Genomic DNA, 16,967 nt, shown 5'->3' with positions numbered 1-16,967 from the left:
CCCTAAGTTGGGGACGGCGCGTTCATTCGAAAATTTGCAATGGGCACGCTTCTTGCTTTTAGCCAGGCTGCGTGTCACTTTCCTGTCGCACGAATTTGGTTTATGGCGCTATATCGGCCCGCAGGGGGAGAGTCGCCATGTCCATCGAAATTTTGAATCGCGAAGCTCAGGGCGAAATGGTTCAGTCTTCAAAGGCAACGGTCGAGCCGGTTGCCAGCGATGTGCTTGGACGCATCGGAAATCTAGAAACGCGCCTTGCTCGCACAGCGCGCGAAATCGATGCAGCTCAGGCTGTCCGCTATCGCGTTTTCGTCGAGGAGATGAACGCGCAGCTGCCGGCCGACGCCATGCGTCGGCAGCGTGATATCGATAGCTGGGACGCAATCTGCGATCATCTTCTGGTCTTGGACCGTTCGCTCGAAGGCGATTCGGAAGACCAGATCGTCGGCACCTATCGCCTGCTGCGCCAGGAAGTGGCGATGGCCAATGGCGGCTTCTATTCCTCTTCGGAATTCGACATCGACGCGCTGCTCGTCCGCCATCCCGACAAGCGCTTCATGGAACTCGGTCGCTCCTGCGTCCTGCCGGACTACCGTAACAAGCGTACCGTCGAGCTGCTGTGGCAGGGCAATTGGGCCTATGCGCTGAAGCATGGCATGAGCGCGATGTTCGGTTGCGCTTCCTTCCCCGGCGTTCTGCCGGAACAGCATGCGCTGGCCTTGTCCTTCCTCTATCACAATGTTGTCGCCAAGGATGAGTGGGCCGTCGACGCTCTGCCGTCGCTCGCCCGCACCATGGACCTGATGCCGGTCGAGGCCGTCAACCCGAAGAAGGCGTTGATGGCGCTGCCGCCGTTGATCAAGGGCTATTTGCGCCTCGGTGCAATGGTTGGCTCGACCGCCGTCGTTGATCAGGCCTTCAACACGACCGATGTCCTGATCGTCCTGCCGATCGCCAGCATCTCGGATCGCTACGTCAACTATTACGGCGCTGATGCCGGTCGCTTTGCGAGCTGAACCTTACTAAGGGATCGAAAAAATATCGATCGCGTCCGTGATGCCGCGCAGCGCGACGTGATGCGATTGCGGCTTCAAGCCTCGCGTCGTCAACAGTTCGGCGGCGCGGACATTTTCCAGCACCGCACTTGTCGCGAATATCTCGCTCGACGTCGCCAGATGTTGCACGCGTGAAGCAATATTGACGGTTTGTCCGAAATAATCCTGCCGTTCGTTCAGGCTGACCGCGATGCACGGTCCCTCGTGAATGCCGATTTTCAGCAGAAGATCGTCGTTGCCTCGTTCCTTGTTGAGGCTCGACATGGCCTCTCGCATCCGCATTGCCGCCGCCACCGCCCGGTCCGGCGTCGGGAAAGTGGCCATGACGGCGTCGCCGATGGTTTTGACGACCGCGCCCGCCTCCGCCCCCACGATTTCATGCAGGATGCTGAAGTGCGTTTTGACGAGATCGAAAGCCGCAAGATCGCCCACCCTCTCATAGAGTTCCGTCGAGCCGCGCAGGTCGGTGAAGAGAAAGGTGAGACTGGCGATCTTCAGCCTTTGGTTGATGTCGATAGTCTCCGTTCGGTATATGTCGCGGAAGGTCTGGTTGGAGAGCAGCCGCTTGGCGGTCAGGAATGGCCGGCGGTGGCCGAGCAAGGCGTGGAGCGCGTCGTTGGCAATGCACACAGAGGGCAGCGTGCGGACCTCCGTGTGATTTTCTATGACGATGCGCAATGGGCCTGGCCTGAGTTCAATGGTGTCGCTCTGCCGATGCATGCGATCGAAGACGAGCAATATGTTCTGCCGCTCCTTGGACGGTTCGCCTTTTACGTCGATGAATTGTGCGCTATGGGTAACCGGTTCAAAGATAATGACGAATTCGGCCGGCAACTGCAGCGATACCACGGCCTTTTCACCCGCGGGCAATTCCAGCGTTTCCAGCATGAATTGGTCTACTCTTTCCTCATAACCCTCGTCCGGAAGATCGACGCCCGAACTCCAGTAGATCTGGCGAAAATACTCCAGAGGCGACAAATTATGTGGATTGTGGGCGCTGATGTGGCGTATGCGCGGACTGACGGTGAAGGTGACTTCGACCATTTCGTCGAGCGTCGGCTCGTAGCCGGCAGCGCACAAAGTACAGCTATAAGTATCGCTCTGGACGGTTTTCAGCGAGGTATTGGCATCCAGCACGCCGCCGCATCCTGGGCACAGCACATTCCAGGACATCTCGAACAGGCCCAGACGCGCAGCGTGCAGGAACGCGCTGATGGTTTGTTCCTCATCGAAGCCATAGTCTGCGGCGAAGGCAAGCGCATTCATGCGATTGAGCTTGCGGTCGGGTGCCTCAAGGACCAGCCGCTCGATGACGTCGACGATATCCGGCCGCGCTGAATGGCGCAGCACTTCGAATAGGGGCTGAGCTTCACTCATACCCCTATCCTACACCTATTTCACAGGGCAGCCAGCATCTTTGTTTGGCTGCCGGGCGGTCCCGCAAGAATTAGGCGCCGGCGCCATAGGCGGCGATGGCGGCCATGTTGACGATGTCGGAATCCTTGGCGCCCATGGAGGTGATCTGCACCGACTTGTCGAGCCCGACGAGGAGCGGCCCGATCACCGTGGAACCGCCGAGTTCCTGCAGCATCTTGGTGGAGATTGCAGCCGAGTGGAATGCCGGCATGACGAGCACGTTCGCAGGCCCGGAGAGCCGCGAGAAGGGATAGAGGCTCTCCATGATCTTGCGGTTCAGCGCGACGTCGGCCGCCATTTCGCCATCGAATTCGAAATTCAAATGGCGCTTGTCGAGGATGTTCACCGCCTCGCGCACCCGCTCGGACCGCTCGCCCGACGGATGGCCGAAGGTGGAATAGGCAAGCATGGCGACGCGCGGTTCGTAACCCATGCGGCGAGCGAAACCGGCTGCCTCTTCGGCGATCTCGGCCAGCTCCTCGGCGGCCGGCATGTCATGCACTGCTGTGTCGGCAACGAAGACGGTGCGGCCGCGGGCAAGCACGATCGATACGCCGATGACCCGGTGCCCCGGCTTGGCGTCGATGCAGCGGCGCACGTCTCCGAGCGCGGTCGAATAGTTGCGCGTCACGCCGGTCACCATGCCGTCGGCATCTCCCAGCGCGACCATGCAGGCGGCGAAGTGATTGCGGTCGTTATGGATCAGGCGCGTCACGTCGCGGTGCAGATAGCCGTCGCGCTGCAACCGGGCGTAGAGATAGTCGATATAGGCGTCGACCCGCTTGGAAATGCGGGCATTGACGATTTCGAGGCCGGGGCGGTTGAGGTCGATACCGGCGCGTTCTGCGGTGGAATGGATCAGATCCTCGCGGCCGAGCAAGATGGCGGTGCCCAGTCCCTGGTTCGCGTAGGAGAGGGCGGCGCGCATGACCTGCTCTTCTTCCGCTTCGGCGAAGACGATGCGCTTCTGGTGGCGGCGCACACGCTCATAGAGTTGCGACAGCGTCGAGGCGATCGGATCGCGCCGGGCCGAGAGTTCGCGGGCATAGGCGTCCATGTCAGGCATTTCGCGCCGGGCGACGCCGCTTTCGATCGCCGCCTTGGCGACGGCTACCGGAATGGCCGAGATCAGGCGCGGGTCAAACGGCACGGGGATGATGTATTGCGCCCCGAAGCGGGGCCTTGCGCCCTGATAGGCGGCCACCACGTCATCAGGCACGTCCTCTCGCGCCAGGCTCGCCAGCGCGTTGACGGCGGCGATCTTCATCTCGTCGTTGATGGTGGTGGCGCGCACGTCGAGCGCGCCGCGGAAGATATAGGGGAAGCCGAGGACGTTGTTGACCTGGTTCGGATAGTCCGAGCGCCCGGTCGCCATGATGGCGTCATCGCGGATGCGCGCCACTTCCTCCGGCGTGATTTCCGGGTCGGGATTGGCCATGGCGAAGATGATCGGCCGGTCCGCCATGGAGCGGATCATGTCTTCGGAGAAGGCATCCTTCTGCGAAAGGCCGAACACGACGTCGGCTCCCTTCATCGCTTCGGCCAGCGTGCGCTTGTCGGTCTTGACCGCATGCGCCGACTTCCACTGGTTCATGCCTTCGCTGCGGCCCTGGTAGATCACGCCTTTTGTATCGCAAAGGGTGACGTTCTCCGGGTTGAAGCCCATGGCCTTGATCAGCTCGATGCAGGCGATCGCGGCGGCTCCCGCGCCGTTGCAGACGAGCTTGGTGGTCTTCAGGTCGCGGCCGGTCAGCTCCAGCGCGTTGATCAGGCCGGCGGCGGCGATGATGGCGGTACCGTGCTGGTCGTCATGGAAGACGGGGATATCCATGAGCTCGCGCAGCCGCTGTTCGATGATGAAACAGTCGGGCGCCTTGATATCCTCGAGATTGATGCCGCCGAAGGAGGGGCCGAGATAGCGCACGCAATTGATGAATTCGTCGACATTTTCCGTGTCGATCTCAAGGTCGATCGAATCGACGTCGGCGAAGCGCTTGAAGAGAACGGATTTGCCTTCCATGACCGGCTTCGAAGCCAGTGCGCCCAGATTGCCGAGGCCGAGAATGGCTGTGCCGTTTGAGATGACGGCGACCATGTTGCCGCGTGTCGTATAGTCATAAGCCGTGGCCGGATCGGCGGCGATCGCTTTCACGGGAACGGCGACACCGGGCGAATAGGCAAGGGAAAGATCGCGTTGTGTCGCCATCGGCTTGGTCGGATTGATCTCAAGCTTGCCGGGCCGGCCTAGCTTGTGGAAGTCCAATGCTTCCTGATCCGTGATCCCCGTCCCCGGACGCGACTTGCTCTTGCTGTCAGCCATTGTTTCTCCAAACCTCCTGTGGGCGACCGGTCCCTCTTGCCCGATAGCTGTTGTCTTCTATAGCGGCGCGCGGATAGGGTGACACCTCATTTTTTGGAAAAACTGCACCTCCGTGAACGAACGTATAACCACCGGCATCGATGCTTTCTCGGCCGCCGAGCTTGCCTCGGAGGAAAGTCGCGCTTCTGCGACTCCGATGATGGAGCAATATATTGAGATCAAGGCGAACAATCCCGGTTCGCTTCTCTTCTATCGCATGGGCGATTTCTATGAATTGTTCTTCGAGGACGCCATCGATGCGTCGCGCGCGCTCGGCATCACGCTGACGAAGCGCGGCCAGCACATGGGGCAGGATATCCCGATGTGCGGCGTTCCGGTTCATGCCGCCGACGATTATCTGCAGAAGCTGATTTCGCTGGGTTTCCGCGTCGCCGTGTGCGAGCAGGTGGAAGATCCGGCGGAGGCCAAGAAGCGCGGCGGCAAGTCTGTGGTGCGGCGCGATGTTGTGCGCCTCGTAACGCCCGGCACCATTACCGAGGAAAAGCTGCTCTCGCCCTCGGAATCCAACTATCTCATGACGTTGACGCGCATTCGCGGCGGCGCAGAACCGCAGCTTGCGCTCGCCTGGATCGATATTTCCACGGGTGTCTTTCGGCTGGCGGAAACGGAAGCTTCGCGGCTGCTAGCCGATATCCTGCGCATCGATCCGCGCGAGCTGATCCTGCCGGATACGATGTTCCATGATCCGGAACTGAAGCCGGTCTTCGACATACTCGGCCGCACCGCTGTTCCGCAGCCGGCCGTTCTATTCGACAGCGCCAGCGCCGAGGGGCGCATTACCCGCTATTTCGGCGTGTCCACGCTCGATGGCTTTGGCACCTTTAGCCGCGCTGAATTGGCCGCAGCTGCAGCCGCGATTGCCTATGTCGAAAAGACCCAGCTTGCCGAACGGCCGCCGCTCGGACTGCCGGAACGCGAAAGTGGCGCCTCGACCCTTTTCATCGATCCCGCCACCCGCGCCAACCTCGAACTGGTGCGTACGCTCTCCGGCGACCGCAACGGCGCGCTCTTGAAGGCGATCGACCGCACCGTGACCGGCGGCGGCGCCCGACTTCTCGCCGAACGGCTGATGTCGCCGCTCACCGATCCCCAGCGTATCAACGAGCGCCTGGATTCGATTGGCTTCCTGACGGAGGAGCCGTCGCTTTCAAGCGATCTGCGTGCGGCGCTGAGGCATGTGCCTGACATGCCGCGCGCCTTATCGCGCCTCGCGCTCGATCGCGGCGGCCCACGTGACCTTTGGGCGATCCGGCAGGGGTTGGCCGCGGCGGCCGATGTCGGCCGCATGCTTGGAACAGCACTTCTGCCGGAAGAGCTGAAGGCTGCGCTGGCCGGGCTCAGCGCCTTGCCCGCCGATCTGGAAGCGCTACTCGCCGCTACGCTTGCAGATGAACTGCCCTTGCTGAAGCGCGATGGCGGCTTCCTGCGGGAAGGGGCGAATGCCGAGCTGGACGAAGTGCGGGCATTGCGCGATCAGTCTCGCCGCGTCATCGCCGGCTTGCAACTGCAATATGCCGAGGAAACCGGCATCAAGTCGCTGAAGATCAAGCATAACAATGTGCTGGGCTATTTCATCGAGGTTACGGCCGGCAATGCCGGGCCGATGACCGACACCAGCGAGGCCAAGGCGCGCTTCATCCATCGCCAGACCATGGCGAACGCCATGCGCTTCACCACGACCGAGCTTGCCGATCTCGAAAGCCGCATCGCCAACGCCGCCGACAAAGCGCTGGCCATCGAGCTGGAGGCCTTCGATCGCATGGTTGCGGCGGTGGTGGCCAATGCCGAGGCGATCAAGGCCGGCGCCCGTGCGCTGTCGGTGATCGATGTCGCGGCGGGGCTTGCGCTGCTCGCCGAGGAGCAGGCCTATTGCCGGCCCGTGGTCGATGCGAGCCGCATGTTTGCCATCGAAGGCGGCCGTCATCCGGTGGTGGAGCAGGCGTTGCGCCGCCAGGCGGGTGGGCCTTTCGTTGCCAATAACTGCGATCTCTCGCCGAAAGCCGGCGGCAAGGATGGCGCCATCTGGCTGCTGACCGGCCCGAACATGGGCGGTAAATCGACCTTCCTGCGCCAGAATGCCCTGATCGCCATTCTCGCGCAGATGGGCTGCTTCGTGCCGGCTGCCTCGGCCCATATCGGCGTCGTCGACCGGCTGTTCTCGCGTGTCGGCGCCTCCGACGATCTGGCGCGCGGTCGTTCGACCTTCATGGTCGAGATGGTCGAGACGGCGGCGATCCTTAATCAGGCGAGTGAAAATTCGCTCGTCATCCTCGACGAGATCGGTCGCGGCACCGCCACCTTCGACGGTCTTTCGATCGCCTGGGCCGCTGTCGAGCATCTGCATGAAGCCAATCGATGCCGCGGCCTCTTCGCCACGCATTTCCATGAGCTGACCGTCCTGTCGGAGAAGCTCGGCCGGCTGTCCAATGCCACCATGCGCGTCAAGGAATGGGATGGCGACGTTATCTTCCTGCACGAGGTCGGGCCGGGGGCTGCCGACCGCTCCTACGGTATCCAGGTGGCGCGCCTCGCCGGCCTGCCTGCCTCGGTGGTAGCGCGCGCCCGCGACGTTCTGACGCGGCTTGAAGATGCGGACCGCAAGAATCCGGCAAGCCAGCTCATCGATGATCTGCCGCTCTTCCAGGTGGCGGTCCGCCGGGAGGAGGCGAGCGGGCGGCGCGAACCCTCCAAGGTCGAGGAGCGGCTGAAAACGCTCGATCTCGACGATCTGACGCCACGAGCCGCTCTCGACGTGCTCTATGAATTGAAGAAAAATCTGACCAAGGCCGGCTGACCGAAGGCGACTTCCAAGGACAAAAGCATGCATCTCGAAAATCTTCTCGCCGAAGTCCGTATCCTGGCAGAGCGCTTTTCCCCGATCGCCGCGCGCGGCAAGATCTGCGGTGAAGGCGAGGCGCCGGATTGCGAGTCTGACCGCGGTCTTCTCAGCATCACCTTGTCGTGCAGCCGCATTTCCGACATCTGTTCGAGCATCGCCAAGGCCGGCTATTGGGAATGTGAGCGCGAAATGGTGACGCAGATCGGTGCTCAATCGCGAAACATACTATATAGCTTGAATGAGCTCAGGCGGACGCTTGAGATGCCGAGGCCCTAAAACTGCCGATTTCTGCGTCGATTGCCTGTGTCAATCGCCGGGCAAAGAGGCTATAGCGCATGCAGACGAAAAGACAGGCGCGCCGGCGGTGGCCCGCCGCCAAAGAACAGGAATCCGGTCGGCAGAGCATGGAAATGCATGACATCGATTTTCCGGCTATTCTCGACGTTCCCTCGCTGAGAGCGGAATGCGAGGCTCTTGCCAAGCGTAATCTGGATAAGAACGAAGAGCGGTCCGCTCTGCTTGCTCTATTGAAGAAGGCAAGCCAGGAGGGACGCGAAGAGGCGCGCCGCCTGCTGGCCTTCCAGGGCAGCGGGCTAGATTGCGCCCACCGCATTTCCTGGCTGCAGGACCAGATCATCACGGTTATCTACGATTTCACCGTCCATCACGTTTTTCCGAAGCGAGCCGGTAGCTTCTCCGTCACGGCCGTCGGCGGTTATGGCCGCGATACGCTGGCGCCCGGCTCGGATATCGACCTTCTTTTCCTGTTCCAGCCGAAGCCGGACAGCGAGACGCACAAGGCGGTCGAGTTCATTCTCTATATGCTCTGGGACATGGGCTTCAAAGTCGGCCACGCCACGCGCACGGTCGAGGAATGCATCCGCGAGGCCAAGTCCGATATGACGGTGCGCACCGCGGTTCTCGAAACCCGCTATATCTGCGGTAACGAGCCGTTGACGCGGGAGCTGCAGGCGCGTTTCGACAAGGAAATCGTCACCAATACCGGCCCGGAATTCATTGCCGCCAAGCTCGCCGAGCGCGACGAGCGCCACAGAAAGGCGGGCGATACCCGCTATCTGGTCGAGCCGAACGTCAAGGAAGGCAAGGGCGGCCTGCGCGACCTGCACACGCTGTTCTGGATCTCCAAATATTACTATCACGTCCGCGATCCGGTCGAATTGGTGAAGCTCGGCGTGCTCTCGAAGCAGGAATACCGCCTCTTCGAGAAGGCGGAGGATTTCCTCTGGGCCGTGCGCTGCCACATGCATTTCCTGACCGGCAAGGCGGAAGAACGGCTTTCCTTCGATATTCAGCGCGATATCGCGGCGGCACTCGATTATCACGCTCGCCCTGGCCTTTCGGCGGTCGAGCGCTTCATGAAGCACTATTTCCTTGTCGCCAAAGATGTCGGCGATCTCACCCGCATCCTCTGCGCAGCGCTCGAGGATCAGCAGGCAAAGGCGACGCCGGGGCTTACCGGCGTCATCAGCCGCTTTGCCAATCGCTCGCGCAAGATCCCCGGCACCGTCGAATTCGTCGAGGATCGCGGCCGCATCGCGCTTGCCAATCCCGATGTATTCAAGCGCGATCCTGTGAGCCTCATCAGGCTGTTCTTCGTCGCCGACATCAACGGCCTGGAATTCCATCCGGATGCGCTGAAGCGCGTCACGCGCTCGCTGAACCTGATTGATAACGATCTGCGCGAGAACGAGGAGGCAAACCGGCTCTTCCTCTCCATCCTTACCTCCAAACGCGATCCGGCGCTGATCCTGCGCCGCATGAACGAGGCCGGCGTGCTCGGCCGCTTCATTCCGGAATTCGGCAAGATCGTCTCGATGATGCAGTTCAACATGTATCATCACTATACTGTGGACGAGCATCTGATCCGCGCCGTCGAGGTGCTGTCCGAGATCGACAAGGGCAAGGCCGAGGATATCCATCCGCTGACCAACAAGCTGATGCCCAGCATCGAAGATCGTGACGCCCTCTATGTCGCCGTGCTCCTGCACGATATCGCCAAGGGCCGCGAGGAGGATCACTCGGAAGCCGGCGCCAAGGTGGCGCGCAAGCTCTGCCCGCGCTTCGGCCTTTCGCCGAAACAGACCGAGCTTGTGGTATGGCTGATCGCCGAGCATCTGACCATGTCGATGGTCGCCCAGACGCGTGACCTGACCGATCGTAAGACGATCATCGATTTCGCCGACCGGGTTCAGTCGCTCGACCGTTTGAAGATGTTGCTGATCCTGACTGTCTGCGACATCCGCGCCGTCGGCCCGGGCGTCTGGAACGGCTGGAAAGGCCAGCTGCTGCGCACCCTCTATTACGAGACCGAGCTTCTGCTGGCCGGCGGCTTCTCGGAAGTGTCGCGCAAGGAGCGGGCGGAAGCCGCAGCCGCAGCGCTCGAACAGGCGCTTGCGGACTGGAGCGCGAAGGAGCGCAAGGCTTACGTCAAGCTGCACTACCAGCCTTATCTGCTGTCCGTGCCGCTGGAGGATCAGATCCGCCATACGCAGTTCATGCGCCAGTCGGACAAGGCAGGCAAGGTGCTCGCCACCATGGTGCGCACCGACAGCTTCCACGCCATCACCGAGATCACCGTGCTCTCGCCCGACCATCCGCGTCTGTTGACCGTAATTGCCGGCGCTTGTGCGGCCGCCGGCGCCAATATCGCCGATGCGCAGATCTTCACGACCGCCGACGGCCGCGCCCTCGACACCATCCATGTCAGCCGCGAATTTCCCGACGATGCCGATGAGCTGCGCCGTGCCGGCACCATCGGCAAGATGATCGAAGACGTGCTTGCCGGCCGCAAGCGGTTGCCGGAAGTCATTGCGACGCGGACGAAGAATCGCCGCAAGAACAAGGCCTTCGTCATCCCGCCGTCGGTCATCATCTCCAACAGCCTGTCCAACAAGTTCACGGTCATCGAGGTCGAATGCCTCGACCGCACCGGCCTGCTGTCGGAGATAACGGCTGTCCTCTCGGATCTGTCGCTCGATATCCAGTCGGCCCGCATCACCACGTTCGGCGAGAAGGTCATCGACACCTTCTACGTCACCGATCTGGTCGGACAGAAGATCTCCAACGAGAACAAGCGAGCCAACATTACCGCACGCCTGAAGGCCGTCATGGCGGGTGAGGAGGACGAGATGCGCGAACGCATGCCGTCCGGCATCATCGCGCCTGCAGCCACGCGCGCTGTTGCCGTCGAAAATCCAGATACTGAAAAGAAAGCCGGTTCAGCCGTATGAGCCTAGTCAAGAAATTCATCACGGTCGGTGGCGCGACGCTTGGCAGCCGCATCTTCGGCTTTGCCCGCGAGACGCTGATGGCCGCGGCCCTCGGCACCGGCCCGATGGCCGACGTGTTCTACGCTGCCTTCCGCTTTCCGAATCTCTTCCGCCGCCTGTTTGCCGAGGGCGCTTTCAACGCCGCCTTCGTGCCGCTCTTTGCCAAGGAGATCGAGGCGAACGGTAGCGAGGGCGCGAAACGCTTCTCCGAGGAAGTGTTCGGCGTTCTCTTCTCGGTCCTGTTCCTGATCACCGTCGTCATGGAACTGGGTATGCCGCTGATCGTGCGCTGGATCATCGCGCCCGGCTTTGCCGACGATCCCGACAAATTCGCGATCACGGTGCGCATGGCCGCCGTGATGTTCCCCTATCTCATGTGTATGTCGCTGACGGCGATGATGAGCGGCATGCTGAACTCGCTGCATCATTTCTTCGCGGCAGCGGTGGCGCCCGTCTTCCTTAACGTCGTGATGATCGGCGCGCTGTTCTATTCGCTCTATTTCGGCGCGGTGCCGCTGCAGACCGCCTGGTATCTCTCCTGGGGCGTGCTTGTCGCCGGTATCCTGCAATTGCTCGTCGTCTATATCGGCGTGCGTTTTGCCGGCATCAGTATCGGCTTCCGCTGGCCGCGTTTCACGCCGAACGTCAAGCGGCTCTTGATCCTCGCCATTCCGGCCGCTGTCACCGGCGGCATCACCCAGATCAACCAGATGATCGGCCAGGCGATCGCCTCCAGCCGCGAAGGCGCGATCGCCGCCCTGCAATATGCCGACCGCATCTATCAGCTGCCGCTCGGCGTCGTCGGTGTCGCCGTCGGCGTCGTCCTGCTACCGGAGCTGGCGCGCGCCTTGAAATCAGGTCATCTGAAAGAAGCCGGCAATCTGCAGAACCGCTCGATCGAGTTCGTGCTGTTCCTGACCTTGCCGGCCGCCATGGCGCTCTGGGTTCTCTCCGACGATATCATTCGCGTGCTCTACGAACGCCGCGCCTTTCATCAGGAAAACACCGTCATTGTCGGCTCGATCCTGGCGATTTATGGCCTGGGCTTGCCGGCCTTCGTACTGATCAAGGCGCTGCAGCCGGGCTTCTATGCCCGCGAGGACACCAAGACCCCGATGCGGTTCTCCGGCGTTGCCGTTGCCGTCAATTGCGCGATCGCGCTCAGCCTCTTTCCTTATTTGGGTGCTCCGGGCATCGCCGTTGCCGAAGCGACGGCCGGCTGGATCAGCACCGTGCTGCTCTTCACCACGTTGCTGCGCCGGGGTCATCTGGCCTGGGAATGGGCCCTTGCCCGCCGCGCCGCCCTCCTGCTCGTTTCAGCCGGCGTCATGACCGGAGTGATCATCTATCTCCAGCACCGCTGGGGCGCATATCTGGCTTCGGGCACGTCGCTTTTGACCAAGGTAAGCACGCTCGGCTTGCTGATCGCGATTTCCATGCTGGTCTATTTTGCGGTCTCCTTCCTGATCGGCGGCGCCGATCTCGGCATGATCCGCCGCAATATCAACCGCAAGCGTCCGACTGCAGCTGCAACGGATGCGAAGGCGGTGAATGGGGAATAACAAGGCTCCTTCGCCCCGCAATGCGGGGAGAAGGTGGCTTGGCGCGATCGAGCGGAGTGAAATTGCGACAAGTCGGATGAAGGGCCTTCACTGATGCCTCCGCAGAATTAAAGTATGCAGGCGCCGCCATTTTAATGACTGGCCAAGATAGTCTGCATAGGCCGACGTTTGTGCGTGGCCCTCACCCTAGCCCTCTCCCCGCAAGCGGGGCGAGGGGACGATTTTGCCAGATGCGGAGTCCTTCCATGTCTCAATCTCTCTTCCTCGTCGCCCTTGTCGTCGATGATTACGACCGCGCAAAAGCCTTCTACTGCGATATCCTCGGCTTCGACTGCTTGCAGGACGAAGTGCAACCGGAGGGCAAGCGCTGGGTCGTCATTAAGCCGAAAAGCACAGAGGGCGCTGCGCTACTGCTTGCCCAAGCCGCAAGCGACAGCCAGCGCGCTGCGATCGGCAATCAGACCGGCGGCCGCGTCGGCTTCTTCCTCAAGACCGACGATTTCGGCCGCGATCATGCCGCGTTGCTTGCCAAGGGCGTCGAGTTCCGGGAAGAGCCCCGCCACATGGTCTATGGCACCGTGGCGGTCTTCGCCGATCCCTACGGCAACACCTGGGATCTGATCCAGCATTCTTCGTGAGGCATGATCCTGAAAACTGTGCAGCGGTTTTCGAGCAGGATCACACAAGATCGAATCCGCGACATAGCCTCTTGATCCCAGCCTGTCCGCCGTGCATAAGCCGCTCGAAACCAAGGGTCGAGCGTCGCTCGCCCGGGCCCTCCACAAGCCTTTCGAGGACGACATGACCGAATTCAAGCCGCTCGTATTCTCCGGCGTTCAGCCCACAGGCAATCTTCACCTCGGCAATTATCTCGGCGCGATCCGCAAGTTCGTGGCCCTGCAGGCCAACAACGACTGCATCTACTGCGTCGTCGACATGCATGCGCTGACGGCTCAGCTCGTCCATGACGACATGCCGAACCAGACGCGCTCGATCACCGCGGCCTTCCTTGCCGCCGGCATCGACCCGGAAAAGCATATCGTCTTCAACCAGTCGGCCGTGCCGGGGCACGCCGAGCTTGCCTGGATCTTCAACTGCGTCGCCCGCATTGGCTGGATGAACCGCATGACGCAGTTCAAGGACAAGGCCGGCAAGGACCGCGAGCAGGCTTCCCTCGGCCTTTACGCCTATCCGAGCCTGATGGCCGCCGATATTCTGCTCTATCGCGCCACGCATGTTCCTGTTGGAGACGACCAGAAGCAGCATCTCGAGCTGACCCGCGACATCGCCATGAAGTTCAATCTGGACTACATGGAGCATATTCGCCGCACGGGTTACGGCATCGACATCACCGTCGGCGACGAGCCGGTGCATGCCTATTTCCCGATGGTCGAGCCGCTGATCGATGGCCCGGCGCCGCGCGTCATGTCGCTGCGTGACGGCACGAAGAAGATGTCGAAATCCGACGCTTCCGACCTATCGCGCATCAACCTGCTAGACGACGAGGAAAACATCTCGAAGAAGATCCGCAAGGCCAAGACCGATCCGGATGGCTTGCCGAGCGAAATCGCCGGTCTCGCCGGTCGCCCCGAAGCCGAAAATCTGGTCGGCATCTATGCAGCACTTGCCGACAAGTCGCGGTCGGAAGTTCTGTCCGAATTTGGCGGCCAGCAGTTCTCGGTCTTCAAGCCGGCGCTGGTCGATCTTGCCGTGCACGCGCTATCGCCGATCACGGCGGAAATGCGCCGCCTCATGGCCGATCCCGGCCATATCGACGCCGTGCTGCGCGATGGCAGCGCCCGCGCCCGCGCTCGTGCCGACGTGACGATGAAGCAGGTTCGCGACATTATCGGCTTTCTCTATTGATGATGTCGTAATGCAGGGCTCCCGCGTGAAAACGGGGGCTTGCAAAACGCCGTTTTCGGGTGTCAGAGTCGCTCCATGGTATCCACACGACTTTCACGGCTCGAAGGCCATCGCCGCAAGTTCATGGCGGTCATCGATGGCACACCCGAATGCCAGCGCGCCGTCCACTATGCCGGCCGGCGCGCCAAGAATTCCAATGGCGGCCTCGTGCTGCTCTATGTGATTCCCGAGGGCGATTTCCAGCAATGGCTCGGCGTCGAGGAGATCATGCGGGCGGAAGCGCGCGAGGAGGCCGAAGCGGCAACCGCCAAGGCCGCCCAGAGCGTCCGCGAGAATGTCGGCATCGATGCGGAAATCGTCATCCGCGAGGGATCATCAGCCGAGCAGATCAATGCGGTGATCGAAGAGGATCGGGACATCGCACTGCTCGTTCTCGCCGCAGGGTCTGCCAAGGAAGGGCCGGGTCCGCTGGTTTCGTCGATCGCCGGCCGCGCGGCCGCCTTTCCGATCCCGGTAACGGTGCTGCCGGATACGCTGACGAACGAGGAAATCGACGCGCTCAGCTGATGCCAGGCGACCATTTCTTGAGAATCATTCTCTTGAATTGAGTGGTCAAAAGGCCTATCTCTTTTGAAATATTCTAAAGTTGGGACCGGGTTTGTGCCCGCCGCATGGAGATCAAGATGTTCATTCAGACCGAAGCGACACCGAACCCCGCGACCTTGAAGTTCCTGCCGGGCAAGGTGGTGATGGAAAGCGGCACGGCCGAGTTCCGCAGCGCCGAGGAAGCCGAGGCTTCGCCGCTCGCTGCCCGTCTCTTCGAGATTCCGGGCGTGATCGGCGTCTATTTCGGCTATGATTTCATCTCCGTTTCCAAGGAAAATCAGGAGTGGCAGCATTTGAAGCCCGCCATCCTCGGTTCGATCATGGAGCATTTCATGTCCGGCAAGCCCGTTATGGGCTCGACCTCGGTTTTGTCCGAAGTGCGGGATGCCGGCGGCGAATTCTTCGATGAAGGCGATGAGGCCATCGTGCTGACCATCAAGGAACTGCTCGATACCCGCGTGCGTCCTGCCGTTGCCCAGGATGGCGGCGACATCACCTTCCGCGGCTTCCGCGATGGCAAGGTCTATCTCAATATGAAGGGATCCTGCGCCGGCTGCCCGTCTTCGACGGCAACGCTGAAGCATGGAGTGCAGAACCTCCTGCGCCACTTCGTTCCGGAAGTGCAGGAAGTCGAAGCCGTCTGAGCATGATCTCAAGGGGCGCCCAGCGGTTTTGGATGGGATCATGCCGAGACACCCGCTGGAGCCCAGGGGCGTTCGAAGATAAAAATATCCGCGTTGCAGGCGCGGCTTTTCGGAATTGTTAACATGATCGTACTGGCGCTCGACACGGCAGGTGTGGATTGCGCTGCCGCTGTGTATGATAGCGGCAGTGATTCTGTGATGGGGGAGGTCACGGAAACGATCGGACGGGGGCATGCCGAGCATTTGATGCACGTTGTCGACGAAGCGCTGGCGAAAGCCAGGACGACGCTTTCGGCGATCGAACGTGTCGTCGTGACCGTCGGTCCCGGTTCCTTCACCGGCATCCGCATCGGCGTCGCAGCCGCGCGCGGTTTTGCTCTCTCCCTCAATGTTCCTGCGGTTGGCGTCACGACCCTCGAGGTCATGGCGGCAACAGCGCGAGCGCAGAATCCGGGCAAGTCGGTTCTGGCTGCCATCGATGCCAAGCGCGAGGAGATTTATCTCCAGAGCTTCGATGCCGATGGCAACCCGCTGGACGAGGCTCGGGCCGTGACGATCGACGAAGCGCGGACAATTGCTAGCGCCTTCGACGGCATCGTCACAGGAACGGCTGTCGCCCGGTTGAGCGACGCGCCGCCGGCGGAGCGGCCCGACGCATTTCCGATTGCCATCGTCGCCCGGCTGGGCGCTGGCAAGCCTGTCAGCGAAAAGCCGAAGCCGCTTTATCTTCGCGGACCCGACGCCAGACCGCAGGCCGGATACGCAGTTGCCAGGCAATAGAAATGCTCGAATCCTATCTGACTCTGAAAGCCGAATACGAAATCATCCCAATGGAGCTGAAGGATTGCGTCGAAGTGGCGCTCCTGCACGGCGAACGATTTCCGCGCGTTTGGGATGAGACCGAATTTCAGGATCTCCTCTCGCAGGAGACGACCTTCGGCTTCGTCGCCCGCCAGACCAATGCCATCCTGAAAAAAGCGCTTCCCGGCTTCGTGCTGGCACGGCAAGTGGCAGGCGAGGGTGAGATCCTGACGATTGCCGTCAATGCCAAGCTCGGCCGCTCCGGTCTCGGATGGCGACTGATGCAGGCGGCCCTCCGCGAGACTCGCGATCGCGGCGGTGAAACCATGTTCCTGGAGGTCGATGGCGGCAATCAGCCGGCGCTTGGCCTCTATCGAAAGCTGGGTTTCGAGACGGTCGGCGAGCGCAAGGCCTATTACGTCAGCGATAATGGCGCGAAGTCGACGGCGCTTGTCATGCGGCGCGTTCTTCGTTAGTCCGTTGTCAAAGTCCAAATAGACCGAAGACA

Annotated in this window: 13 protein-coding genes; 11 read left to right on the top strand and 2 right to left on the bottom strand. The window is 61.4% G+C overall.

The features are described from left to right. The first annotated feature begins 137 nt into the window (after window positions 1–137). Window positions 138–1,016, top strand: a complete 879-nt coding sequence (gene olsB / locus GA0061102_RS00975; protein WP_092843174.1) for a l-ornithine N(alpha)-acyltransferase — start codon at window positions 138–140, stop codon at window positions 1,014–1,016. A 6-nt stretch (window positions 1,017–1,022) separates the two neighbouring features. On the opposite strand, the gene GA0061102_RS00970 is transcribed toward olsB, so the two are convergent. Beyond that, window positions 1,023–2,432: an adenylate/guanylate cyclase domain-containing protein gene (locus GA0061102_RS00970; RefSeq protein WP_092843172.1), complete on the bottom strand. Its 1,410-nt coding sequence runs from the start codon at window positions 2,430–2,432 to the stop codon at window positions 1,023–1,025. A gap of 70 nt (window positions 2,433–2,502) precedes the next feature. Then, window positions 2,503–4,791 (bottom strand): NADP-dependent malic enzyme, encoded by a 2,289-nt coding sequence (locus tag GA0061102_RS00965; RefSeq protein ID WP_092843171.1) that lies wholly within the window; start codon window positions 4,789–4,791, stop codon window positions 2,503–2,505. Window positions 4,792–4,903: 112 nt separating this feature from the next. Between GA0061102_RS00965 and mutS the strand changes: the two genes are divergently transcribed. The 10 genes from mutS to GA0061102_RS00915 all read left to right on the top strand — a co-directional run bounded on the left by mutS (window position 4,904) and on the right by GA0061102_RS00915 (window position 16,935). Beyond that, window positions 4,904–7,645, top strand: coding sequence for a DNA mismatch repair protein MutS (mutS, locus tag GA0061102_RS00960; RefSeq protein WP_092843169.1), 2,742 nt, complete (start codon window positions 4,904–4,906; stop codon window positions 7,643–7,645). 27 nt (window positions 7,646–7,672) lie between these two features. Further along, complete coding sequence (locus GA0061102_RS00955; protein ID WP_092843167.1) at window positions 7,673–7,966, top strand: hypothetical protein; 294 nt, start codon at window positions 7,673–7,675, stop codon at window positions 7,964–7,966. A gap of 59 nt (window positions 7,967–8,025) precedes the next feature. Further along, the gene (locus GA0061102_RS00950; protein WP_092843165.1) at window positions 8,026–10,941 is read left to right on the top strand and encodes a [protein-PII] uridylyltransferase; all 2,916 of its coding nucleotides are present in this window, start codon (window positions 8,026–8,028) and stop codon (window positions 10,939–10,941) included. Beyond that, entirely contained in the window at window positions 10,938–12,542 is a 1,605-nt protein-coding gene (gene murJ / locus GA0061102_RS00945) for a murein biosynthesis integral membrane protein MurJ (RefSeq protein WP_092843163.1), read from the top strand. The genes GA0061102_RS00950 and murJ overlap by 4 nt, the downstream gene beginning before the upstream one ends. Window positions 12,543–12,787: 245 nt before the next feature. Then, window positions 12,788–13,180, top strand: a complete 393-nt coding sequence (locus tag GA0061102_RS00940) for a VOC family protein (RefSeq protein ID WP_092843161.1) — start codon at window positions 12,788–12,790, stop codon at window positions 13,178–13,180. Window positions 13,181–13,343: 163 nt separating this feature from the next. After that, the gene (trpS, locus tag GA0061102_RS00935; protein WP_092843159.1) at window positions 13,344–14,408 is read left to right on the top strand and encodes a tryptophan--tRNA ligase; all 1,065 of its coding nucleotides are present in this window, start codon (window positions 13,344–13,346) and stop codon (window positions 14,406–14,408) included. Between the two features lie 75 nt (window positions 14,409–14,483). Next, window positions 14,484–14,975, top strand: coding sequence for a universal stress protein (locus tag GA0061102_RS00930; RefSeq protein WP_092843157.1), 492 nt, complete (start codon window positions 14,484–14,486; stop codon window positions 14,973–14,975). A gap of 116 nt (window positions 14,976–15,091) precedes the next feature. Continuing rightward, window positions 15,092–15,658 (top strand): NifU family protein, encoded by a 567-nt coding sequence (locus GA0061102_RS00925; RefSeq protein WP_092843155.1) that lies wholly within the window; start codon window positions 15,092–15,094, stop codon window positions 15,656–15,658. A gap of 123 nt (window positions 15,659–15,781) precedes the next feature. Continuing rightward, window positions 15,782–16,438: a tRNA (adenosine(37)-N6)-threonylcarbamoyltransferase complex dimerization subunit type 1 TsaB gene (tsaB, locus tag GA0061102_RS00920; RefSeq protein ID WP_092843153.1), complete on the top strand. Its 657-nt coding sequence runs from the start codon at window positions 15,782–15,784 to the stop codon at window positions 16,436–16,438. A 2-nt stretch (window positions 16,439–16,440) separates the two neighbouring features. Further along, window positions 16,441–16,935 carry a GNAT family N-acetyltransferase gene (locus GA0061102_RS00915; protein ID WP_092843152.1) on the top strand — a complete coding sequence of 165 codons (495 nt, stop codon included), beginning with the start codon at window positions 16,441–16,443 and terminating at the stop codon, window positions 16,933–16,935. Window positions 16,936–16,967: the final 32 nt, after the last annotated feature.

This window comes from Martinezella miluonensis (assembly GCF_900094545.1).
In the GTDB taxonomy this organism is placed as follows: domain Bacteria; phylum Pseudomonadota; class Alphaproteobacteria; order Rhizobiales; family Rhizobiaceae; genus Rhizobium; species Rhizobium miluonense.
Note: the sequence above shows the minus strand (reverse complement) of the source record. Positions and strands in the feature narration are given on the sequence as shown.

What these genes read in the sequence shown, in the direction of transcription:
- olsB (WP_092843174.1), top strand. Translation starts at nt 138, where the DNA reads ATGTCCATCGAAATTTTGAATCGCGAAGCTCAGGGCGAAATGGTTCAG.
- GA0061102_RS00970 (WP_092843172.1), bottom strand. Translation starts at nt 2,432, where the DNA reads ATGAGTGAAGCTCAGCCCCTATTCGAAGTGCTGCGCCATTCAGCGCGG.
- GA0061102_RS00965 (WP_092843171.1), bottom strand. Translation starts at nt 4,791, where the DNA reads ATGGCTGACAGCAAGAGCAAGTCGCGTCCGGGGACGGGGATCACGGAT.
- GA0061102_RS00955 (WP_092843167.1), top strand. Translation starts at nt 7,673, where the DNA reads ATGCATCTCGAAAATCTTCTCGCCGAAGTCCGTATCCTGGCAGAGCGC.
- GA0061102_RS00950 (WP_092843165.1), top strand. Translation starts at nt 8,026, where the DNA reads ATGCAGACGAAAAGACAGGCGCGCCGGCGGTGGCCCGCCGCCAAAGAA.
- murJ (WP_092843163.1), top strand. Translation starts at nt 10,938, where the DNA reads ATGAGCCTAGTCAAGAAATTCATCACGGTCGGTGGCGCGACGCTTGGC.
- GA0061102_RS00940 (WP_092843161.1), top strand. Translation starts at nt 12,788, where the DNA reads ATGTCTCAATCTCTCTTCCTCGTCGCCCTTGTCGTCGATGATTACGAC.
- trpS (WP_092843159.1), top strand. Translation starts at nt 13,344, where the DNA reads ATGACCGAATTCAAGCCGCTCGTATTCTCCGGCGTTCAGCCCACAGGC.
- GA0061102_RS00930 (WP_092843157.1), top strand. Translation starts at nt 14,484, where the DNA reads ATGGTATCCACACGACTTTCACGGCTCGAAGGCCATCGCCGCAAGTTC.
- GA0061102_RS00925 (WP_092843155.1), top strand. Translation starts at nt 15,092, where the DNA reads ATGTTCATTCAGACCGAAGCGACACCGAACCCCGCGACCTTGAAGTTC.
- tsaB (WP_092843153.1), top strand. Translation starts at nt 15,782, where the DNA reads ATGATCGTACTGGCGCTCGACACGGCAGGTGTGGATTGCGCTGCCGCT.
- GA0061102_RS00915 (WP_092843152.1), top strand. Translation starts at nt 16,441, where the DNA reads ATGCTCGAATCCTATCTGACTCTGAAAGCCGAATACGAAATCATCCCA.